This window comes from Microcystis sp. Msp_OC_L_20101000_S702 (assembly GCF_007095705.1).
Classification (GTDB): Bacteria; Cyanobacteriota; Cyanobacteriia; order Cyanobacteriales; family Microcystaceae; genus Microcystis; species Microcystis ichthyoblabe_A.
Genome location: NZ_SFBO01000048.1, coordinates 34,685 through 57,746, shown reverse-complemented (window position 1 = coordinate 57,746; position 23,062 = coordinate 34,685). Strand labels below are relative to the sequence as shown.

The following is a 23,062-nucleotide window of genomic DNA, read 5'->3' as shown; positions in this document are numbered from 1 at the left end:
TCCTGTGAGGAAGTCAAGGGCTGCGGCCAATTAAAAGCCTCTCTCCCCATCTTAGCCTAAGACTCGAATGGCTGGCTAAAATTTTCAACAATTCGCCAACATCTCGCCAGTTTCAACAGCTAACCGAATTAATATTGATCAACCCACCAGTTCAAGCAGAATATTGCTAGGATCAATAGGTTTGGAAATTGAAGATTGAGAGAAAAGTTGTGCAGACAGACAACAATCCGGCGCAGTCTGGAACAACAACCGGAAGTATTCAGTCTTAGAATAGTGGGATTAGCACGTCTATTATTTTTACTGCAAAAATCGTCTTATAGATAAAGATCATGAAAGCTAGATTATCGATCGCCCTAACCGCCCTAATGACCTTGGGCATAACTGCCACACCAGCGGCCAACTTTGACGAACAGGACATCGAGCAGACCCAGGTAGTAGCGATCGCTCGTCCCTACGGAGGTAATAAATTTGACCTGCTAGTCTTGGAACAAATCCAGGGAAAACAGAAGTGTTGGAGCGAAAGCGGCTCAAATCCCGTCATGATCGACCCTCTACTCCTCAACTTTGACTTTACCGGCATTTGTCGCCGCGCCACCGATAGTAATGGTTATTCTATCCGTCTCGATGGCCGGGATTTTGGGCTAGATTACATCCTGCGTATTGTGGAACGCAATGGCGAATTATACTTAGTGGGAACTCCCCGGGATGCTCGCAGACCGGAATTAGTGGTGGGAAGAACCCGAGGAATGCAAACGGGATTTATGAAAATTATCCTCGAACCGGGTTGGAGATTCAGCCGTCGTACTTTCCAAGGCAAAAGTTTAGGCCACTTCTACTTTAGCGGCAAAGAAACAGAAGTTCTCGCAGCCGCCGGCAGACCTCCTATCAACGAAACCACTCCTCCCCCCACTGCTGAGGCCAGTTTCCGGGATATTAGCGGCGATATCTATAAAACTGAGATTGAAAAAGCGATCGCGCTTGGGGTAGTGGCCGGTTTTAAAGAAGATAACACCTTCCGCCCCGAAAATCCCGTCACTAGGGAACAATTCGTCTCGATGATTATTGAAGGGATGGGAACTGTCACTAAAATTAACCTAGAAGATATTCCTCCCGGCAGCGGCAGTTTTAACGACGTAGAAGCGACGCGCTGGAGTGCCAAAAAAATCCAATGGGCCCGGGCCAATGGTATTGTTGCCGGCAAAGCTAACGGCGAATTCCGTCCGGGCGACCCCATCACCAGGGCCGAATTGATGGCGATTCTCAAACAGGCCGCCACCTACCTGAAAACTCAGCAACAACAAGCCCCCGATTTAGCCCAAACTAAAACCCCCACCAATTTTTCCGATACTTCCGGTCATTGGGCCGCCAGTTTAATTACCCAGATGTCGGGATTTTGCGCTGTGGCCTCTCCCTTGAACGAACAGGGTAGTGCTTTTGTACCAAATGATCCCGCCCGTCGTAACTACGCGGCAGCTGCCATCGTCCGTACCCTTGATTGTGTTAAAACCGCCAAAAAATAAGTAGGGTTTGCGGCAAAAAGTTTTTCCTAGGGGTAGGGTGTGGGGTTTCACCCATTTTTGGGTGGTCAATTACCTAAAATTCAGGGAAAAAGTCCCTGAATTTTCCCCCCGCTCACTCCCATGCCCAGAACTTTTTGATCTCAAAAAGGCCTAAAGATATTATCCAATTACTGATGACTGATGACCGATGACCGATGACTGATTACTGATTACTGATTACTGATTACTGATTGTGGTTATTAATTTTTACTTTAGGTATGCCGTCGAGTATTCCCGCTAGACTGGAAAATAATGCACCTCGGCTAGACAAAATCCTATGGTAAAGCTGCTCGAAAATCCTCTCCGAGTGGGATTGCGACAAGAAAGAACCCCAGAACCCTTAATCTTAGTCATTTTTGGGGCATCGGGAGACTTAACCCAAAGAAAACTGGTTCCTGCTCTCTATCAACTGAAACGGGAAAGACGACTACCGGCCGAATTAACCATCGTCGGTACAGCGCGCCGAGAGTGGAGTCATGATTATTTTCGCCAACAGATGCGCCAAGGCATCGAAGAATTTTCCGACGGGATTGGTAGTGAGGAATATTGGCAAGACTTCGCCCAAGGGTTGTACTATTTCCCCGGCAACATGGACGACCCAGAAAGTTACGCCAAAATGAAAGTCTTTCTGGAAGAATTAGACGGAATCCGGGGAACCCGCGGCAATCGAGTCTTTTATCTAGCGGTTTCTCCTAATTTCTTTCCCCCCGGTCTTAAAAACCTCGGCGCGGCGGGAATGCTGAAAGATCCAATTAAACACCGCTTAGTGATCGAAAAACCCTTTGGCAAAGACCTTAGTTCTGCCCAAGTTCTCAATCGAGTCGTACAAGAGGTTTGTCAGGAGAACCAAGTTTATCGCATTGACCACTATTTAGGCAAGGAAACCGTCCAAAACTTACTGGTGTTCCGATTTGCTAACGCCATCTTTGAACCCCTCTGGAATCGTCAATTTATCGATCACGTCCAGATTACCGTGGCCGAAACCGTGGGAGTGGAGGAGCGGGCCGGATATTACGAAAAATCGGGAGCTTTGCGCGATATGGTGCAAAATCACCTGATGCAGTTATTCTGCTTGACGGCGATGGAAGCACCCAACGCTATTAACGCCGATAGTGTCCGTGGCGAAAAAGTCAAAGTCCTGCAAGCGACTCACCTGGCCGATATTAATAACCTGGAAAAATCCGCCATCCGCGGCCAGTATAAAGCCGGTTGGATGAAAGGAAAACCCATTCTGGGCTATCGGCAAGAACCGGGGGTTAATCCCGAATCGACCACCCCCACCTACGTGGCCATGAAATTAATGGTAGATAACTGGCGTTGGCAGGGTGTCCCTTTCTATCTGCGTACCGGTAAACGTCTGCCGAAAAAAGTTTCCGAGATTGCCATCCAATTCCGCCATGTGCCGTTATTAATCTTCCAATCGGCGGCTCAACAAACTAATGCAAATGTACTGAGTATGCGGATTCAGCCTAACGAAGGTATTGCCCTCCGTTTTGAGGCAAAAATGCCGGGGTCAGAATTACGCACACGCACGGTAGAAATGGACTTTAGTTATGGTTCCTCCTTCGGTGTCACCAGCGCCGATGCCTATAATCGCCTACTTTTAGACGCTATGCTGGGAGATCAAACCCTATTTACCCGTTCTGATGAGGTAGAAGAAGCATGGCGCATCGTTACTCCCGCTCTCGCCGCTTGGGATGCCCCCGCCGATCCCGCCTCCGTACCCCAATACGAAGCGGGTACCTGGGAACCCACAGAGGCGGAATTTCTCCTTAACCGCGATGGCCGTCGTTGGCGACGACTCTAAAACAGTGAACAGTAATCAGTAAACAGTAAACTAAAAACTCACATCTGATAACTGATAACTGATAACTGATAACTGATAACTGATAACTGATAACTGACATGACTACCCAAAGCCCCCCCATTGTCTCCCTGCAAGCACCGAAAGATGTTTCCATCGATGTGATCGAGCAGGAACTGCGCGATATCTGGCAATCCTATAATAATAATGAGGATGGGATGGCCGCCACCCGGGCCACCACCTTTAGCTTTATTGTCTATGAACCCGATGCGGTACAGGAATTGTTAACCCTTCTCGGCTATTACACTGGCCCGATTGATGGTATTGCCGGTCCGCGGACCCACGCCGCCATCAAAGTGGCCCAGAAAGACCTAGGACTAGAAGTAACTGGGCTTTCTAGCGATGAATTTGTCGTCCGGTTAAGGGCAGCTTGGGAAGCGGAAAAAAACGCCGAGGATGGGGCTAATCATCGTCAATACGCCGCCGATTTGGATGCGATTGGGGTGGCAGATGCGATCGCTGCTTCCAATCCCTGTCGCATTATTACCCTCTGTCCCACTGCCGAGGCCGATGAAGGGGTAAAAGCCTCCGTTTCTGCCTATTGTCCCGTTAACAAACGTAGTCAGAACACTTTAGTTTGCTGTGAATACGTCACTTTAAGCGGCACAGCGGAAGCCTTGGAACGAATTGGTGGCATTATTTCCGAGTTAACTATTCCCAGTTTGCCCAAATTTCTCTGGTGGAAAGCCAGTCCCGATGGGGAATATGGACTATTTAAGCGTCTGGCCAGTCAATGTGATACGATTATCGTCGATTCCAGCACTTTTCGGGAACCGGAAACGGAACTGCTGCAAGTGGGGGATTTATTAGCCACAGATGTGCCATTAGCTGACCTAAACTGGAGTCGTCTCGCTCCCTGGCAAGAACTAACCGCCGAGGCTTTTGATCCACCGGAGCGCCGGGATGCTATTCTGGAAGTCGATCGCATTACTATTGATTACGAAAAGGGCAATCCTTGCCAAGCTTTTATGTTCCTCGGTTGGATGGCCAGCCGGTTACAATGGCGACCGGTGGGATATAGTCACCGGTCGGGAGATTACGCTATTCATCGGATTAGCTTCCTCGGTCAGGACCAGCGTTTAATTGAGGCGGAATTAGCCGGTATTCCCGTGGCCGATTGGGGTGAGATACAAGGGGATCTGATTAGTATTAAACTCAGTTCTACTAATCTTCAGGCCGATTGTTGCACGGTAATTTGTTCGGGAACTACCGGCTGTATGCGGATGGAAGCTTCGGGAGGGGCCCAATCTTGCCGGGTTGAACAAGTGTCCCATCTGGAAGACCAAAAAACAGAAACTCTCCTAGGTAAACAGTTACAGCGTTGGGGCCAGGACGTGCTTTATCAAGAAAGCATGAAAGTCACTAGCGCTATCCTCAAATTATCCCAACCGGATTAACAAATTAGCAACAATAATCCCACCCACTTTGGAGAGACCTTGTTAACAAGGTCTCTCGATATTTATACAGCAGTCAGCACCTGATTAAAACCGATAATTATAAGTAGGTAGGCGTTAAAAATTATCAGACACCCCCCTTATCAAGGGGGGGGCAGGGGGGATCTAACCTAAAATCCATTTTTAATTTAATTATAACCAGCTACTTACCTTTTCAGAAAACAGGTTATTATAAAGACAGAGCTTTGCTTTCAAGGGGTCAATATGGTCGCAACCACTGAGAAACGCTACACAGTCGCAGAATACTTTCAACTAGAGGAAGCTGCCACCGACAGACACGAGTATCGAGATGGAGAAATTATTATTATGACTGGGGGAACTCCTAACCATAATCGCATTGCGGGAAATTTTTACAGAAGATTTCCCTTAACTATCCAGAATCAAGCCTATGATATATTTATCACCGATCTACGCTTGGCCATACCCGCCTATAATATGTACACCTATCCCGATATTATGATCGTTAAGGGAGAACCAATTCTTGAAAGAGGACGCACCGATACGATTACCAATCCACAGGTGATTATCGAGGTTTTATCAAAATCTACTCAAGACTATAATCGGGGTGATAAGTTTAAATTTTACCGCTCTCTTGATAGTTTTGAAGAATATATTTTAATCGATCAATATGGTTATTATATAGAACAATTTCATAAAAGGGGCGATCATTGGGCATTCCGGGATTATCACGATCAAGAAGCGATTTTAACTTTGTTTTCTCTAGATTTTCAAATATCCCTGACAGATTTATATCAGCGAGTCGATTTTACTGCGATTGAAGTATCCTAGTGATACTAAATCCGTTGAGTATAGGCTACATATCAGGAGAGGCACTCATGCAAAACGGAGAATAAATAATCAGTTTTTAATAACCAGATTTAGTATAAAAACCCACTTCCTAATTCCTAATTCCCACTCCCTAATTCCTAATTCCTATAGTCATTTCAGATAAGTCTGATACACTCTAGACCAGTTAAACCCTTATTAACTCTAGCATTGATATTCTCAATCTTAATTGAAATGACTATAATTCATAATTCATAATTCATAATTTATAGTCATTTCAGATAAGTCTGATACACTCTAGACGAGTTAAACCCTTATTAACTCTAGCATTGATATTCTCAATCTTAATTGAAATGACTATAATTCATAATTCATAATTCATAATTTATAGTCATTTCAGATAAGTCTGATACACTCTAGACCAGTTAAACCCTTATTAACTCTAGCATTGATATTCTCAATCTTAATTGAAATGACTATAATTCATAATTTATAATTTATAATTTATAATTTATAATTTATAATTTATAATTTATAATTCATAATTTATAATTCATAATTCATAAAAAAAGGTGGGGCAACACCCACCTTGTTTAAACCTGAGATATTAGCGATAATTAGGCTTCATCGAGAGCGGCAATACCGGGTAAAACCTTCCCTTCGAGTAATTCCAAACTAGCACCGCCACCGGTGGAAATATGGCTCATTTTTTCCGCCACTCCCACTTTTTCCACCGCCGCTACCGAGTCACCACCACCGATAATGGTAGTTGTACCCGTAGCGGTTAAATCGGCTAAAGTGTGAGCGATCGCATCTGTACCCGCCGCAAATTTATCGAACTCGAACACCCCCATGGGGCCATTCCAGAGGACAGATTTACAGTTAGATAAAGCTTTTTGGAAAACTTTAACTGATTCAGGTCCGATATCCAATCCCATCCAACCATCGGGAATATTTTCGACCTTGACGATTTGGGACTCGGCATCTTTATCGAATTGATCCGCTAACACCACATCGGTAGGAAGGAGGAATTCCACTCCTTTTTCTTTAGCTTTCGCTTCCAGGGATTTGGCTAATTCCAGTTTGTCCTCTTCCACCAAAGACTTACCAACACTTAAACCGCGGGCCTTGTAGAAAGTAAAGATCATACCGCCACCGATGAGCAGTTTATCGCACTTTTCTAATAGAGTTTCGATCACGCCAATTTTACTAGAAACCTTAGAACCGCCGATAATCGCCGCTAGGGGACGTTGGGGAGTTTCAATAGCTGCTTGTAGGTAGTTTAACTCTTTTTCAATCAAATAACCCGCCACCGAGGGGCTGAGATAGTGGGTAACGCCTTCCGTAGAAGCGTGGGCGCGGTGGGCGGTACCAAAAGCATCATTAACGTATAAATCGGCATTAGCGGCTAATTTTTTGGCAAAATCGGGGTCATTTGCCTCCTCTTCACCGTGGAAACGCAGATTTTCTAAAAGGGCCACTTGACCGTTAGACATTTGACTAATCGCTGCCGTCACTCCCTCACCAATACAATCGGGACACATGATTACTTCTTGGCCCAATAATTCCGAGAGACGTTTAGCTACAGGGGTCAGACGCAAATTTTCTTTAACTTGACCGTCGGGGCGACCCATGTGGCTGCATAAAATAACCTTAGCCCCTTTTTTGATTAAATCCTCAATCGTTGGTAGTGCCGCCCGAATACGGGTATCATCGCTGATTGCCCCGGTGGCTTTGTCCATGGGAACGTTAAAATCGACCCGGACTAAAACCCGTTTGCCCGCTAAATCAGCCTCTGTTAAATTCGCTACTGTTTTTTTTGGCACAGCCCATAACCTCCTAGATTGCTTACCGTACAATAAAGATTAAATCAGGGTATCGCTACTTGCGGCAATTACTTTGACAAAGATTATTTCAGATTTGGGGATCAGTTTTGCAGTTCCAAGACCGATTTGCCCAGAAAAATTTGATTGGAGAGACTTGCTAATTATGTTTGAGACGATTTTATTTCCCATCGACCACAGCCGCGAAAGTCGTGACGCTACCAGTAGTGTGATCGAATTAGTCAAAATCTTTGACAGTCGTTTGGTGCTGTTGTCGGTGGTGGAAACGACACCCACCGGAGAAATTGCCGCCGACGATAAGATGAGTTCGATCGAAGCGGTGGATAGATTGTTACAATCGGCACAGGCCATTTTCGCCCAAGCTGGCATCAAGGCGGAAATGATTGAAAGGGAGGGAATGCCTTCTTTTGTCATCTGTGATGTGGCCGATGAAATTAATGCTCACCTGATTGTTATGGGTTGTCGCGGTTTAGGATTAACTAGCGAAGGTGTGTCCGAAAGCGTCACCACCAAAGTTATTAACCTTGCCCCCTGTCCAGTGTTGATTATCCCTTAATCAGTGAGCAGTTATCAGTGAGCAGTTATCAGTGAGCAGTTATAGCGTTTCCTAAGCTAGTGAGGTACACCTATTTTTCTTCCCTTTTGCCTCTTGCATGAGTGCATGAGTGCCTAAAACCCATAACTTTTGTAGCTCAGCAGACTGAAAAAGGCTATATCATACTAAATCCAGTTATTAAAGACTGATTATCTATTCCTCCTTTTGCCCCTTGCCCCTTGCCTATCCTGATATGTAGCCTATACTCAACGGATTTAGTATCAGATGTGAGTTTTCAGTTCACTGATTACTGTTTAGTGGACGGCTACGCCGTGCCTTTGGCAACACTGAAACCAGGCTCCCCACTCCCCCGTCTCCTGAGAGAAATGTAACGAATTGTGAGAGTTTCAGCCGTCAACCCTTGAAAACTCGATCGATGGGGTTGCTTGAAGTAATTCTTAGGCCTAAAGTGTAATCTTAAAGTTTTATGATCAATTTTCCTGTTGATCGGAAAAAGGAGAACTCAAACACAATGGCTGAAACTGGATACAAACAGGTGGTGACACCCTACAATGATGATCCGTTCATTGGTCATCTAGCTACCCCCATTTCCGCTTCTGGTTTTACCAAAGCTTTTATTGGTAACTTACCTGCCTATCGTCCCGGTCTAGCTCCGATTCTGCGCGGTCTAGAAGTGGGTATGGCCCACGGTTATTTCCTCGGTGGTCCCTGGGTTGTCCTGGGTCCCTTGAGAGACTCGGAATATGCTAATCTCGGCGGCTTAATCCCCGCTTTGGCCATGGTTCTCTTGGCTACGGGTTGTTTAGCTAGTTATGGTCTTGTCTCCTTCCAAGGTAAGGCCGCTAGTGGTGATCCTCTGCAATCCTCCGAGGGTTGGAGTCAATTCGCCGCCGGTTTCTTTATTGGTGGTATGGGTGGCGCTTTTGTGGCCTATTTCCTCCTAGAAAATCTTGGTGTCGTTGATGGCATCATGCGCGGGGTTTTTAATCAATAATTAACCCTTGTTCTACCTGATTATCATTTCCTTATTTTTTTACTAGGAGCATTTGACATGACTGGTGCCTACGCAGCTTCTTATCTGCCTTGGATTTTAATCCCAATCGTCTGTTGGTTAATGCCAGCCGTGGTTATGGGGTTGTTATTTATCTATATCGAAAGTGAATCCTAATTTAGCCTAGGATTCCTACAATTAAGGACTTGAAAATTAGCTATTTTATAGTTAGTTTCCAAGTCCTATTTTCTGAAGAAAAAAGAAAAAATTGACCAGATGAAAATGAGATGCACCCCTACACCCACCGAAAAACTTTTTGCCGCAAACCCCACTTATAAAGCGGTTAGATAGCGGATTTTTTCCAACAATAGGGAGGGTTGAATCGGTTTGAGGAGATAGTCATCAATGCCATGACGACCGAGGAAATTAACGCTGATTTCAGGGGTATCATTCAAGATTAGCACTTTACTGGCTTGAGTTTGCCTGGATTTTTTTAAGAGATGACAGAGATGATATATATCTGGCATTTTTTGATCGACAATTATAATACTTGGCTGCACGATCTCAATTTTTTTGATAGCGGAGACACTATCGATTAACCAAATAACTTGATAATGTGCCACCATCAATAACTCACAAATAAGATTGGCGATTTCTTCGTCACTTTCAATCAAAACTATAGTGGGATGGTGGTGATTAAAATGGGGATTATGATCCGAGGGTTGGGGTTTGGGTGGCTTTTGTTGAGGTAAACGGACGGTAAAGATGGAACCTTTATCTAAGCAAGATTCTACCTCGATCGTGCCGCGATGCAGTTCCACTAATTGTTTAGTTAAAGCCAGTCCTAATCCCATACCACCATAACGACGTTTACGAGAGCCATCCAACTGGGTAAATTTTTCAAACAGAAGCGGTATTTTTTGAGCAGGAATGCCGATGCCCGTGTCCTCTACCTGAAAAATGACCTGACTGCCTTCTTTCCACAGTCTCAGCGTGACAGCACCCTGTTCGGGGGTAAATTTCAGGGCATTTTTTAACAAGTACAAAAGTATCTGCTGAACTCGATCATAATCGGCATAAAAATAATGCTCTTTTTCGGTGATTTTCATCTCTAAAATCAGATTAATTTCTTTAATTTCTGCCTCTGTTTTGATAATTTCTAAAACATGATTACAGAGATATTTTAGCGAAAATTGTTTAATATCTAAAACGGCTTTGCCTGCCGAAATTTGCGAGAAATTAAGCAAGTCATTGATTAATTCTAATAATTTATTGCCGTTATCCTGAATAACTTTTAGATAGTGTTTTTGTTTATCGGGAGGTAAAAAATTACTGGCTGCCGAGCATTTTTGCAGGGTACTGGACAAACCGATAATACAAGTTAGGGGAGTTAATAACTCATGACTCATATTATTTAAAAATTCACTTTTGCAGAGGTTAGCGGCTTCCGCAGCCATTAAAGTATCTTGTAATTCTTGGGTTCTTTCGATTACCCGGCGCTCAAAAATATCTTTTTGTTCCTGTACTTGGGAATATAATTGCGCTTGATAGATAGCGATGGCGAGATGTTCACCAATCTGACCTAAAAATTTCTTTTCCTGCGGCAACCATTGGCGTTTTTCTCCACATTGATGGGCAATTAATAAACCCCACAATTCTTCTTGTACCACAATGGGAGCGATTAATTTTGATCGCACTTGGTGTTGTCGCAAAAATTCGGACAAACAGAAGGAAGAAGAATAGTTAACATCCACATCATCCACGGACAGAATTAATCCTTGACGATACTTTTCCTTGTATTGGGGAATATAGGAAAAACAATCGTCTTCGGGGGTTAAATTTAACACGGAATTTATCTGGTCAGAAACGCGCGACTCGGAAGTTATTTTTCCCTTTCCCTCACCGATACCGGGGAAAAATTGATAAATTAACAATCGGTCCACTTGCAGAAATTCCCGCGCTTCCCTGACCACGGTTTCCAGAATCACCGGTAACTCCAAACTCTGACGCATTTGGGTGATGACTTGGTTTAATAATCTTTCCTGTTCGATTTGTTGGGATAGGGCCGCTTCTACCGGTTGACAAACGGAGAAGATGCGGGGACAACCCCCCTGAGCAGACGGAGAAGAAGTTATCGAGAGAATTTTGACTAAAATTTTATTTTGAAAACTGCTGACATTAATGGATGGAGGCAAATTTAAAATTTGATAACCCTGCTGAATTTTTTTTGGGTGGTGGAGAGACTTGACGGCCAATCCTTGCAGAAAATTTTTAATCGTGTTCGCTTCAAAACTAATGCGGACTTCGTAATCAAAGTTATGTGCTTGGGGACTGGCTAACAATAAAGCTTGTAGGTCAGTGGAAAGCAAGAGTTGATAGATTTCCCCCGTCTGTGGGGGAATATCTCTTTCACTGAGACTAATCCTGGGCCCTGTTACCTGTATTGCCAACTGTCCCCACCAAGAACGAATTTGTTCGAGGTGAGTAGATGACAACACTTGACAGCAAACATAAGCGGGAGAAGCGTTCATTTATCAGTTATCATTTATCAGTTATCATTTATCAGTTATCAGAAGGCAGCAGATAGAGTGGTCGGGTTTTGGGGTGTTGAGGTCTTGGGGTGTTCGGTTTTTGGGGTGTTAGGGTGTTAGGGTTTTAGTTGAAATTCCCCCACTTCCCCACTTCCCCACTTCCCCACTTCCCACTTCCCAAACCCTAGTTATCAGTAAGGGGACTGGGGTTTGGGTTTTGGTCAAGTTTTCTTAATCCCTATTCCCTATTCCCTATTCCCTGTTCTTTAAATTGCCGCAGACAGATATAATCATCTCTATCTACCTAAGAATGATCCCTCGATCGAGACCCTGATTCTCAAAACCTAATCATTATTTAACCTGACTCTCAAAACTTATGCACCGTATTGCTCCCCAAGCGGGTGGTTGGACAGCAGATACCGAAGGGGTGATTATTATTGACCAAAATCCGGCCCCGATTGTTCTCCTCACCATGGCTGATACCGATATTCAAACTCTAGCGGCAGCTATCGACCATCTACCGGATAATTTTCCCGCAATTCGCGCCCTCAATTTATCCCAGTTACAGCAGCAATACAGTATCGATAACTATGGGGACAAGGTACTATCCCAAGCAAGGGTGATTATTCTTCGCTTATTGGGGGGACGGGGGAGTTGGTCCTACGGGTTGGAAGTAGTTAAGGAAATTGTCGAGGAAACCGATGCAACTTTATTTGTCCTCCCGGGAGAGGATAAACCGGATTTAGAGTTGATGAGTCATTCCACTGCTTCCCTGACTACTGTTAACCAGTTATGGTGCTATTTCACGGAAGCAGGGATAGATAACTGGATTAATGCTGCTAAATTTATCGCGCATACCTGTCTCCATCTCGACTATCTTCCCTCTCCTCCTGGGGTTGTCCCTAGGTTGGGAATCTATTCCCAGACAACCCTATCCCAACCCCAAGCACGGACTTGGATACTTTTCTATCGTTCCCATTATCTCGCGGGTAATACCAAAGCTATCGATGCTTTAATCAGTGCTTTCACCCAAAGAAACATTGAAACTGTCCCTATCTTTCTCTCCTCTCTCCGGGAAATCGAAGTGCAAGAGGAACTATTAACCCTCTTTTCCCACCATCCCCCAGACCTAATTCTCGACACCACTAGCTTCTCTATCCAGCGACCGGAAGACAAACAAAATCATCACTTCTGGCAGTCCCTCAATAAACCCATCTTCCAAGTTATCCTCAGCAGCAGCAGTTTAGAAGCTTATCAACAGGGTTATCAAGGTCTTTCCCCCCGGGATGTGGCCATGAATATCGCTTTACCGGAAATGGATGGCAAAATTATCACCCGTGCTATTTCCTTTAAATCTGTCCTCACCCGACATCCCAAACTAGAAACGGAGATAGTTATCTATCAACCCCTCCCCCACCGGGTTGATTTTGTCGCTGATTTAACCGCAAACTATTGTCAACTCTCCTCCCTTCCCAACTCCCAGAAAAAAATTGCCCTCATTTTCCCCAACTATCCCAATAAGGATGGTCGTATCGCTAACGGAGTCGGTTTAGATACTCCCGCTAGTGGTTTGGAAATTCTTCGCGCACTACAAACCCAAGGTTATACCCTCACCGACCTACCCGACCATAGCGATGAATTAATGCGATTGCTTATTTCTGGTATCACTAATGACCTGGAGACAAGGGAATTAAAACCTATCTATCAATCTCTCTCCCTAGAAGCATATCTAGATTATTTCTCCTCCCTTCCCCCCGATAATCAAAGCGCTCTGCTTGACCGTTGGGGATATCCAGACAAGGATTTCCCTATCCCGGGCCTCCAGTTAGGTAATGTCTTTATCGGTATTCAACCTTCTCGCGGTTACGACCTTGACCCGACTCTTAATTATCATTCCCCCGACCTGGAACCTACCCACAGCTATCTCGCTTTTTACCATTGGTTACGACGGGAATTCCAAGTCACTGCCGTGATTAATCTCGGTAAACACGGCAATTTAGAATGGCTACCGGGGAAAAGTCTCGCTCTTTCTCCCCATTGTTATCCCGAAATTGCTTTCTCGTCGCTGCCGAATTTTTATCCGTTTATTGTCAATGACCCCGGAGAAGGTTCCAACGCTAAAAGACGTTCCCAAGCTGTTATCATCGACCATCTCACTCCCCCAATGACGCGAGCGGAATTGTATGGGGATTGGGAAAAGTTAGAGTCCCTCATCGATGAATATTATCAAGCAGAATCTCTTGATCCTTCTCGTTTAGCTCTGATTCGCGAGCGGATTAACGATCTGGTGGCGAAAACTAATCTCGATCGAGAGCTAGGCACGATCTCGCGTAGCGAGCGCGTTGCGACCAACGCTTCCTTTGGTCAATTTCTCACCCTCGTGGATGGTTATCTCTGTGAACTCAAGGAAGCACAAATCCGCGACGGTTTACATATCTTCGGTCAATGTCCCCAGGGTCAGCAGTTAATTGATTTAATCCAATCGATTGCCCGTTCTCCCAGTCCTGACCGCCCCGGTTTAACCCGTTCCCTTGCCCTTGACCTCCATCTCGACTGCGACCCCCTGACGGAATATAACGATACCACTACTTATCTGGAAAGTCTCGCTCAGGATTTAATTAGCCAGAAAATTGAACCTGTAGGCGAAAATACGGCAAAAGAATTGGTTTGGCTAGAAAATCAGTTAATTCCTGCTTTAAAACAAACCCCAGATGAACTTACCTATCTCTTAAAAGGTCTCGCTGGCCAATACGTCCCCAGTGGTGCTTCCGGCGCTCCCACCCGCGGCCGTCCCGATGTTCTCCCCACCGGCAGAAATTTCTATTCCGTCGATACCCGCGCAATCCCCACAGAAACCGCGTGGGAAGTGGGAAGAAAGGCTGCAGAGGCACTAATTGAACGTTATACCCAAGAAAATGGCGAATATCCCCGCACTTTGGCGATTTCTATCTGGGGAACTTCGACGATGAGAAATAGTGGCGAAGATGTGGCCGAAGCCATGGCTTTACTGGGAATTCGTCCCCTTTGGGATGGTTTTTTCCGTCGGGTGGTCGGGTTTGAAATCCTTACCCCGTCTAGCTTAGGCCGTCCTCGTATTGATGTGACCGTTCGGGTATCGGGCTTTTTTAGGGACAGTTTCCCCAGCATACTACATCTTCTTAATTCTGGCATAAATGCGGTAGCTTGTCAAGAGGAAGAGGAAAAAATTAATCCTTTAGCGGCGAAAGTGAAGACAGAGAGGGAGTTTTGGCTAAGTCAGGGCTTAGGAGAAAAAGAGGCGAAACTGAGAGCTACTGCCAGAATCTTTGGCTGCAAACCGGGTGCTTATGGGGCCGGTTTACAGGGGTTAATCGAGTCACAAAACTGGCAAAATGATCAAGACTTAGCTAATGCTTATATTAACTGGAGTTGTTATGCCTATGATAGTCAAGGAACTGCCCATTCTTTACCGGAAGTATTGAGAAATAGACTGCAAGAATTAGAGATAGTGCTGCACAATCAGGACAATCGGGAACACGATATTTTCGACTCCGATGACTACTATCAATTTCAAGGCGGCTTAACTGCCAGTGTCCGGGCATTAACCGGCAAAAATCCCGTCACCTATTTTGGTGATCATTCCCGTCCGGAAAATCCCCGCATCAGAACCCTAGAGGAAGAAATTCGCCGCGTTTACCGCTCGCGAGTGGTTAATCCCAAATGGATAGCGGGAGTGATGCGACACGGCTATAAAGGCGCTTTCGAGATGGCTGCGACCGTAGATTATATTTTTGCCTACTCTGCCACTACTCATCTGGTGGAGGATTTTATCTATCAGGGAGTAGCCGAAGCTTATTTATTTGACGACAAGGTACAACAATTTATTCAGGAGAAAAACCCCTGGGCATTGCGAGATATGGCCGAAAGATTATTAGAAGCTCAACAACGGGGATTATGGACCCAGGTGGACCAGAAAACTTTAGATCAATTGAGGGCAATTGTCCATGAGGCCGAAGGAGCGATCGAATCGGGTCAGTAATTAGACCTCTGGCAAAAATCAAAAATCTGACCTTAGGTGAGGAGTCAGTAGCCAGTAGTCAGTAGTCAGGAGAATTAAGAATGAGCATTAATCAATTAAATGCTCTATCTAAGGATTTTATGCAATTTTATGCCTATTTTTCTCATTTTTGAACTCTCAAAAATTAATTAGGCAAGAACTCTATTAATAACTGGTCTAGAATCAATCTATACTATATATTCTCCGGGGAGAAATTGCTCAAATTACTTTAGTAATGAGAAACGGGACTAAATAATGGCTGGAATTGAGGGATTGAGGATTAAAAATTATCGAGCGCTCAAGGATATAACCCTGGGCAAGTTATGGAACACTCAAAATCGAGATTCTCTGACACCGATGACGGCCGTTATCGGCAAAAATGGTGTGGGAAAAAGCACACTTTTTGATGCCTTCGGTTTTTTATCTGATTGTCTTAAAGGAGGAGTAGAAGAAGCTTGTGATGTGCGAGGTCGGGGCGGGTTTGAGCGTCTTCGTTCCCAGGGTCAGGAAGGAAGCATTGAATTTCAGATTTACTATAAAGAAGATTACAATTCCCGACCAATTACCTATGAGTTAGCTATTGATCTAGATACGGATAATAGACCTTATGTAAAAAAAGAAAGACTCAGACAGAGAAGAAAAGGTCAAAAGACCGGATGGCCTTTTTCATTTTTACTCCTCGATGAAGGGAAAGGAATCGTTTGGAAAGGAGAAGAAGAAGGGAAACAAGTAGAAGAAGGTCAAGACCATTTTGATTTATTTAAGTTAATAGAAAAAATTCAACGAGAAGCTGATGAGGAAAGCAAGGAAACCGAGTTAGTGGAACTGAATGATAAGCGCAAACTAGGAATTGCTACGTTAGGTTCTCTCAAACAGCATCCGAGAATTTCCCTATTTCGAAGATTTATTGAGGGATGGTATCTCAGCTATTTTACTCCCGATGCGGCCAGAAGTTTGCCCCTAGCCGGACCCCAGAAACATTTGAATATCCATGGAGATAATCTCGGTAATGTGGTGCAGTTTATGGAAAGAGAGCATTCCAAGAAATTTCAGAATATACTTAATAGTATTTCTCGTAAGATACCGGGTATAGAAAAAATTAGCACCGAAAAAAGTCCCGATAATCGACTACTATTAAAATTTAATGATCGGGGATTCCAAGACCCATTTTATGTACAGCAAATGTCCGATGGTACTTTAAAAGTATTCGCCTATCTCTTACTGTTAGAAGACCCTTCGCCACCGCCATTTATCTGTATTGAGGAGCCAGAAAACGGCTTATACCATAAACTATTAGAAACCTTGGCTCAAGAATTTAGAAAACACGCCACAGGACAGAGAGGAAGTTCTCAAATTTTTATCACCACTCATCAACCTTATTTTGTTGATGCTCTCCAGCCAGAAGAAGTTTGGATTCTGGAAAAGGGTGATGATGGTTTTTCTCGGATTAAACGGGCCAGTGACAATCCTTTAATTAAGAATCTCGTCTCAGAAGGATTGCCCCTTGGTAGTCTTTGGTATAGTGATTACTTAGATGAGAGATAAGGTCATGCACTTTGAAATTTTGGTCGAGGATTTGTCGGGAAAAAAAGCACTTGATATTCTAATTCCTAAGATTATTGACATGAATGCAGGTCATACATTTAGGGTTCATTCCTATAAAGGCAGTGGTCATATTCCCAGAGACTTACAGTCTGTTTCCGATCCTAGTAAACGGATTCTTCTTGAGCGACTACCTAAACTGATTCAAGGATATGATAAAACTTTTTCTAGTTACTCTGATAATTATGCTGCTGTACTGATTGTGGTTTGCGATCTGGATAATCGATGTTTTCGGAAATTTCGACAGGAATTAAGCAATTGTCTGGAAAAATCTGCTATCCAATCCCAAATTTACTTCTGTATTGCTATTGAAGAAGGAGAAGCTTGGTATTTAGGTGATATTAATGCCATAAAAATTGCTTATCCCCAGGCCAAAAGTGCTATCTTGGATTCCTATATTAATGATAGTATCTGTGGTACTTGGGAAAAACTGGCAGATGCTATATACAGAGGTGGAGCGAAACAATTATCTAAGTTAGGTGGAGCTTCTGTGGGTCAAGAGAAAACAGTCTGGGCAGAAAATATTTCTCCTCAGATGAATGTGGACATTAATCGATCGCCCAGCTTTGGCTATTTTCGAGATAAACTACGTCATCTCAGTCAGGAAGAATCAAGATAAGCAATATTTTTTCAGGCTAAACTTTTAGGCATTTAAAATAATCGTCGAGAGCGGGCAGTAGGGGATATTAAGTATCTGGGTAAAATTATTTACCCATAGCGATCCTTGTCTAGCAAGGCTTTCAGCCCTCTGTGGCTGGTAATTAATTTTGCCTGACTACTTAAAGACTGATTAACAGAGGAATGTAGCGAAATATACGGAGCGATCGAACCGATTTGTAATATATGTGGCCTATAAAATAGGATGATGCGAGCGTTGTCCACACTTGCATCGGGAGGGAATCGTGACGACTTTTCTGGCTTCGCTCAATTTACTGCCTTCTAGTTCTCCCGCTGCCAATTTTCGCACTGGAGAATGGACTTTTCCCACACTCTACTCCACTCTGGCTCCCGCTGCCCTAGCAGATTTGGTTTTTTCTCGTTACGAGATTGATATGCCGAAAAATTGTCAATTTTGGCATCGGGGTTTAAGTGATGTGTATCTCCTCGAAACCCTGACAACTCCCTACATTTTGCGCGTATCTCACTGCCATTGGCGCAGCAAAATGGAAATAGACTTCGAGCTAGAATTATTAGATTATCTTGATCGCTCTCAGGTTCCCGTCGCCGCGCCAATTCGCAGCAAAAACGGTGATTTATGCTTAGAAATTAATGCTCCGGAAGGGAAACGTTACGCCGTCCTCTTTCCCTATGCTCCTGGGGGAATTGCTATTGGGGATATAGATATAGAACAAGCCTATCATTTAGGGGCGGTCGTAGCTAATTTACATCGGGTGACGGCAGATTTTCAACCCCTAGCCTATCGTCATCCCCTCAACCTCAAATATCTTCTCGAGGATTCCCTGCAAATTATCGCACCTTTTCTGCACCAACGACCGAGGGACCTAGACTGTGTTTTAGAAACCATTGGGGAAATAGAGGAAGAAACCGCCAAATTACCGACAGAATCTCCCTATTGGAGTATTTGTTGGGGCGATCCTCATAGTGGTAATGTGCATATCACCCCTGATAATCAGATGACCCTATTTGATTTCGATCAGTGCGGTTATGGTTGGCGAGTTTTTGATATCGCTAAATTTTTGCAAGTTTCCCTACAATCCGGCTTAAATCGCCAGATTCGCCACAGTTTTATCCAAGGTTACGAGCAAACAGTGCCTTTAACCGATGGTGAATTATCTTGTCTTCAGTATCTCACCCAAGCGGCCTATATTTGGTCTTGGTCAATTAGCTTAAATAACCTGCGTTTAACCGATTATAGTCGTCTCTGTGCTAATTATTTTAGTAGCCGTTTAGCTATTCTCAAACGTTTAAGAACCCAAGAATGGGAATTATTCTAAGCAGCCTTAATCCTGTTGGTGACAGCAGTCCCTAACTAACCAAGATCAACTTTCTGGCTGGTCAATGGCCAAACGAGGTATCGATCCCTGTATGCTGGTAAGTATAGATAATCACTGGGTAAAGACTTTCTTCTCCATCTGCCAAAAGTGAAGCAAGCTTTACCGCTCTTGAATAGTCTCTCACAGCCTTACAGACAGATGGTATTATGTCCAGAAGAAAGAAGAAGTTTCCCTGTGGTCACAAGGGTTATGGCCAAGTCTGCCATCATTGCGCTCAACTAGATGCCGCTTGGGAAGAAAGAAAACGTCAAAAAAATGCTTGGGAAGCCACTTTTTCCCAGGATCCGATCGATCTGCGGGAATTACCGAAAAATGTGGTACTTAAAGCTAGGGAAATCCTGCAAGGATTGCAAAATCACCGCAATTATCGAGATTTCCACGGTAAACGATTGCGACACGATCGCTTTATTATCAGTATCCCCGTTACCCGCAATTATCGCCTCATCTGTCGCGACCACGGCAATCTTCTCGTCCCAGAAGCGGTGATCTCTCACGAGGACTATAATGTCTGTAAACCGGGTAGGTGAAGCTAATCTTTAGTTCACCTCGGAAGATTTATCCCTGTTTATATCTCCCCAATCCGGCAACCAATTTTCATCGAGAATCTCCTCTAGATTAGCTAACACTTCCCCGGGGAAAATACTGGCATCTAATTTGGTTTCGTCAATAAGCAGATTGCGAGCATCGAGATAACATTTTGCTAAAATTTCCCTTAAATAGGACTTTAAACTGGGACTATCTGCTAAAAGATCAGCAATTTGTAGGCGAAAATTCCTGATTTCTTTTTTCCATCCCGCTTGGTTGTAATCTCGTTGGGATTGCCAGTAGGTTAACTTCAGTAAATGTTCTAGAAGTCGAGTTAAGAGACTCTTAAGCGCTCGTCGATTATTTTTTCCCAAATCTGCTAACTCCTCTAATAAATTCTGCCAATCTACCGCTTGAAAATCCCCCCGACGCAATTGGTTGATAGTGGACTCTAACCAAAGTTGATAATCGCTATCGTAAAGATTTGGGATGGTAATATTCATGATTTTTTACTCCTTAATTGCACTTTTAAGAATCCTTGCTGATAGCTTCCCAATCCGGCAGCCAATTTTCATCGAGAATCTCCTCTAGATTAGCTAACAATTCCCCAGGGAAAATACTGGCATCTAATTGGGTTATATCAATAATTATCTCCCGAGCATCGCTGTAACATTCCTCAAGTATCTCGCATAAATAGGGTTTGAGACTGGGACTATCTCTCAGTAATTTCTTGATTTGTTTCCGAAAGGTTCTAATTTCCCCTTTCCATCCTGCTTGATGATAATCTCGTTGGGATTGCCAGTAAGTTAACTTCAGTAAATGTTCTAAAAGTCGAGTTAATAAACTTTCTAATGCTCGTCGTTCACTTTTCCCCAAATCTGCCAACTCCTCTAATAAATTCTGCCAATCTACCCCTTGAAAATCGCCTTGACGCAATTGGTTGATAGTGTTTTCTAACCAAAGTTGATAATCCCTATCGTAGAGATTTGAAATGGTCATATTCATCATTTTTTACTCCTTAATTGGACTGTTCAGAATCCTTGCTGATAGCTTCCCAATCCGGCAGCCAATTTTCATCGAGAATCTCCTCTAGATTAGCTAACACTTCCAGAGGGAAAATACTAGCATCTAATTCGGTTTCGTCAATAAGCAGATTGCGAGCATCGAGATAACATTCCTGCAAAATTTCTCTTAAATAGAGCTTTAAACTGGGACTCTCTTTAAGAATTTTTTTGATCTGAATCCGAAAATTGCGAATTTCTTTTTTCCATCCAGCTTGATTATAATCCCGTTGGGATTGCCAGTAAGTTAACTTCAGTAAATGTTCTAAAAGTCGAGTTAATAAACTTTCTAATGCTCGTCGTTCACTCTTTCCCAAATCTTCCAACTCCTCTAATAAATTCTGCCAATCTACCCCTTGAAAATCCCCTTGACGCAATTGGTTGATAGTATTTTCTAACCAAAGCTGATAATCGCTATCGTAGAGAGTGGGGATGGTAATATTCATCATTTTTAAAATGGGTAAAAATCAGGAAATAAGGTGCAGGTATCTAAACTATAGAAGAAATTTGGGGCTAATCAATCAGCTAGTTTTGCCAGTTTAGCCGAATTATCCTCTCGATCACATCTAACTGCGAAAAAAACCGCCAAAAAGAGTGATAATAAACCTACCTATTCCCAGAGTAACAAGGAAAGCCCGATGGTGAAAACAGTCATAGGTGTCGATTTAGGTGGAACCGCTATTAAAATTGGTAAATTTGACCAGGAGGGCAATTGTCTCGAATCTCTCAGCTTGCCCACTCCCCAACCCGCTACACCCAAAGAAGTCGCCCATACCATACATCAAGGCATTTGTCAAGTAAATTTAGATAAAAGTTGTCAAGCCATCGGTGTGGGAACGCCGGGTCCGACGGATGCTCAGGGAAGAATTGCCAAAATAGCGATTAATTTGGCAGGATGGCGGGATATTCCCCTGGCCGATTGGTTAGAAGAAAGCACGGGAATGCCGACAATTTTAGCCAATGATGCCAATTGTGCCGGTTTGGGAGAAGCTTGGTTAGGAGCGGGCAAACGCTTTCAAAACTTGATCCTGTTGACCTTGGGAACGGGAGTAGGAGGGGCAATTATCCTCGATGGTAACTTATTTGTGGGCAGTAAGGGAACGGCCGCAGAATTAGGCTTAATAACCCTCAATTTTGACGGTCCATTGTGCAATAGCGGTAATCAGGGTTCCTTGGAACAGTACGCCTCCCTGCAAGCTATTCGCCGGATGACTGGCAAAGAACCGAAGCAATTGGCAGAATTGGCCGAAAAAGGCGATCAAGGGGCTTTACAATTTTGGCAGGGTTACGGTTGTTTACTGGGGGCTGGTATCGCCAGTTTACTCTATGTTCTCACCCCAGAGGCGGTAATTATCGGCGGCGGTATTAGTGCCAGTGCTAAGTTTTTCTTTCCCTCTCTCCTCACAGAAATCGAAAGACGGGTTTTACCTAGTTCCAGAGAAGGATTAGAGGTATTAACGGCTGAGTTAGGTAATCGCGCCGGGATGGTGGGGGCTGCTAAATTAGCTTGGCAATTAATCGACCTTCCCAGAAAGTAGAAATACCGACAGATTCCACATTCTCTTCTAGGTTGAAAACTGTTGCTTTATCCCAATTTAACTTACGCGCTAATTCTTCCTGGGTCAGTCCAGCTTCTTCTCTTGCCTGCGCTAATATAACTCCCAGCTTGAAACTGAGATAACCAGACTCGAAGCCTTGGCAAAATTGACTGTCAGTTTGTTTTCTTCTGTTAATATATTGTTCCACATCACTCATCGTCGAATCTCCTGTTTAAGTAGTCTCGTTTTCGTTGCTGTGCCAAATTAATCTCTTGGGATGGTGTTTTTTGAGTCTTTTTGGCAAATCCGTTCGTTAAAATAATTAAATCATTTTCTCCAAAAAAGCCCAGCAGACGGAATATATTATTGCCAACCTGAACTCTCACTTCCCAAATATCATCAGTATTTACTAATTTTTTAAGGTATTGACTCGGTACAGAATCTAACTCCTGAATTAAGCGTAACACCCAACTTTTTGAGCTTGTTTTCCAGACAGAGAATTTAAAAAATCTTCAACGGGGCTGGCTCCTGACTGGGTACGATAGAAAACAATCTCTTTCATATAATAATCAGTTTAAGGAAACATTTCAATATTTTAGCGATCGCATTTCCTTCGGAGTGTAGTGATTCCATATCGCCAGGCATTGGTGGTGTATTATTTTACATCGTCATCCAATAATTCTGAAAATCCCAAAATCGC

Annotated in this window: 20 protein-coding genes; 13 read left to right on the top strand and 7 right to left on the bottom strand. The window is 43.7% G+C overall.

Annotated features, from left to right (window positions below; translation table 11 throughout):
• Positions 1-329: 329 nt before the first annotated feature.
• The 4 genes from EWV60_RS05400 to EWV60_RS05385 all read left to right on the top strand — a co-directional run bounded on the left by EWV60_RS05400 (position 330) and on the right by EWV60_RS05385 (position 5,666).
• A complete protein-coding gene (locus EWV60_RS05400) occupies positions 330-1,520 on the top strand; it encodes a DUF3747 domain-containing protein (RefSeq protein WP_287231452.1) in 1,191 nt (396 codons plus the stop codon).
• Positions 1,521-1,836: 316 nt separating this feature from the next.
• Positions 1,837-3,366: a glucose-6-phosphate dehydrogenase gene (gene zwf, locus EWV60_RS05395; protein ID WP_002736082.1), complete on the top strand. Its 1,530-nt coding sequence runs from the start codon at positions 1,837-1,839 to the stop codon at positions 3,364-3,366.
• Positions 3,367-3,464: 98 nt separating this feature from the next.
• Positions 3,465-4,820: a glucose-6-phosphate dehydrogenase assembly protein OpcA gene (gene opcA / locus EWV60_RS05390; protein ID WP_287231451.1), complete on the top strand. Its 1,356-nt coding sequence runs from the start codon at positions 3,465-3,467 to the stop codon at positions 4,818-4,820.
• Between the two features lie 261 nt (positions 4,821-5,081).
• Positions 5,082-5,666, top strand: a complete 585-nt coding sequence (locus tag EWV60_RS05385) for a Uma2 family endonuclease (RefSeq protein WP_287231450.1) — start codon at positions 5,082-5,084, stop codon at positions 5,664-5,666.
• Between the two features lie 614 nt (positions 5,667-6,280).
• Here the strand turns inward: EWV60_RS05385 and EWV60_RS05380 are convergent.
• Positions 6,281-7,489, bottom strand: coding sequence for a phosphoglycerate kinase (locus EWV60_RS05380; RefSeq protein WP_287231448.1), 1,209 nt, complete (start codon positions 7,487-7,489; stop codon positions 6,281-6,283).
• Positions 7,490-7,652: 163 nt separating this feature from the next.
• Here EWV60_RS05380 and EWV60_RS05375 point away from each other — a divergent pair, with 163 nt between their 5' ends.
• From EWV60_RS05375 to EWV60_RS05365, 3 genes are all read left to right on the top strand, one after another.
• Positions 7,653-8,063 (top strand): universal stress protein, encoded by a 411-nt coding sequence (locus EWV60_RS05375; RefSeq protein ID WP_016516027.1) that lies wholly within the window; start codon positions 7,653-7,655, stop codon positions 8,061-8,063.
• A 511-nt stretch (positions 8,064-8,574) separates the two neighbouring features.
• Complete coding sequence (locus tag EWV60_RS05370; protein ID WP_002737469.1) at positions 8,575-9,057, top strand: photosystem I reaction center protein subunit XI; 483 nt, start codon at positions 8,575-8,577, stop codon at positions 9,055-9,057.
• Between the two features lie 57 nt (positions 9,058-9,114).
• Entirely contained in the window at positions 9,115-9,231 is a 117-nt protein-coding gene (locus EWV60_RS05365; RefSeq protein WP_002737043.1) for a photosystem I reaction center subunit VIII, read from the top strand.
• Between the two features lie 155 nt (positions 9,232-9,386).
• Here the strand turns inward: EWV60_RS05365 and EWV60_RS05360 are convergent, their stop codons facing one another.
• Positions 9,387-11,585, bottom strand: coding sequence for a hybrid sensor histidine kinase/response regulator (locus EWV60_RS05360; protein WP_287231445.1), 2,199 nt, complete (start codon positions 11,583-11,585; stop codon positions 9,387-9,389).
• A gap of 376 nt (positions 11,586-11,961) precedes the next feature.
• Between EWV60_RS05360 and cobN the strand changes: the two genes are divergently transcribed.
• The 5 genes from cobN (at position 11,962) to EWV60_RS05335 (ending at position 19,765) form a co-directional block, all read left to right on the top strand.
• Positions 11,962-15,603, top strand: a complete 3,642-nt coding sequence (gene cobN, locus EWV60_RS05355; RefSeq protein WP_287231443.1) for a cobaltochelatase subunit CobN — start codon at positions 11,962-11,964, stop codon at positions 15,601-15,603.
• Between the two features lie 273 nt (positions 15,604-15,876).
• Entirely contained in the window at positions 15,877-17,166 is a 1,290-nt protein-coding gene (locus tag EWV60_RS05350; RefSeq protein WP_002735128.1) for an AAA family ATPase, read from the top strand.
• Positions 17,167-17,170: 4 nt separating this feature from the next.
• A complete protein-coding gene (locus tag EWV60_RS05345) occupies positions 17,171-17,842 on the top strand; it encodes a DUF4276 family protein (protein WP_002736813.1) in 672 nt (223 codons plus the stop codon).
• Positions 17,843-18,125: 283 nt separating this feature from the next.
• Positions 18,126-19,178, top strand: a complete 1,053-nt coding sequence (locus EWV60_RS05340) for a phosphotransferase enzyme family protein (protein WP_287231439.1) — start codon at positions 18,126-18,128, stop codon at positions 19,176-19,178.
• A gap of 206 nt (positions 19,179-19,384) precedes the next feature.
• Complete coding sequence (locus EWV60_RS05335) at positions 19,385-19,765, top strand: DUF7682 family zinc-binding protein (RefSeq protein ID WP_002747647.1); 381 nt, start codon at positions 19,385-19,387, stop codon at positions 19,763-19,765.
• Between the two features lie 9 nt (positions 19,766-19,774).
• On the opposite strand, the gene EWV60_RS05330 is transcribed toward EWV60_RS05335, so the two are convergent.
• Genes EWV60_RS05330 through EWV60_RS05320 form a run of 3 tightly spaced genes read right to left on the bottom strand, consistent with a single transcriptional unit; the run spans position 19,775 to position 21,273 of the window.
• The gene (locus tag EWV60_RS05330; RefSeq protein ID WP_287231436.1) at positions 19,775-20,266 is read right to left on the bottom strand and encodes a DUF29 domain-containing protein; all 492 of its coding nucleotides are present in this window, start codon (positions 20,264-20,266) and stop codon (positions 19,775-19,777) included.
• A 25-nt stretch (positions 20,267-20,291) separates the two neighbouring features.
• Positions 20,292-20,771, bottom strand: a complete 480-nt coding sequence (locus EWV60_RS05325; protein ID WP_016515640.1) for a DUF29 domain-containing protein — start codon at positions 20,769-20,771, stop codon at positions 20,292-20,294.
• Between the two features lie 10 nt (positions 20,772-20,781).
• On the bottom strand, positions 20,782-21,273 hold the full coding sequence (locus EWV60_RS05320; RefSeq protein WP_287231434.1) for a DUF29 domain-containing protein: 492 nt from the start codon (positions 21,271-21,273) through the stop codon (positions 20,782-20,784).
• A gap of 189 nt (positions 21,274-21,462) precedes the next feature.
• Here EWV60_RS05320 and EWV60_RS05315 point away from each other — a divergent pair, with 189 nt between their 5' ends.
• Positions 21,463-22,362: an ROK family protein gene (locus EWV60_RS05315; protein WP_287231432.1), complete on the top strand. Its 900-nt coding sequence runs from the start codon at positions 21,463-21,465 to the stop codon at positions 22,360-22,362.
• Here the strand turns inward: EWV60_RS05315 and EWV60_RS05310 are convergent.
• Both EWV60_RS05310 and EWV60_RS05305 read right to left on the bottom strand, forming a co-directional pair.
• Entirely contained in the window at positions 22,322-22,579 is a 258-nt protein-coding gene (locus tag EWV60_RS05310) for a helix-turn-helix domain-containing protein (RefSeq protein ID WP_004157852.1), read from the bottom strand. The genes EWV60_RS05315 and EWV60_RS05310 overlap by 41 nt on opposite strands.
• On the bottom strand, positions 22,572-22,829 hold the full coding sequence (locus tag EWV60_RS05305; RefSeq protein ID WP_016515638.1) for a type II toxin-antitoxin system RelE/ParE family toxin: 258 nt from the start codon (positions 22,827-22,829) through the stop codon (positions 22,572-22,574). The genes EWV60_RS05310 and EWV60_RS05305 overlap by 8 nt, the downstream gene beginning before the upstream one ends.
• Positions 22,830-23,062: the final 233 nt, after the last annotated feature.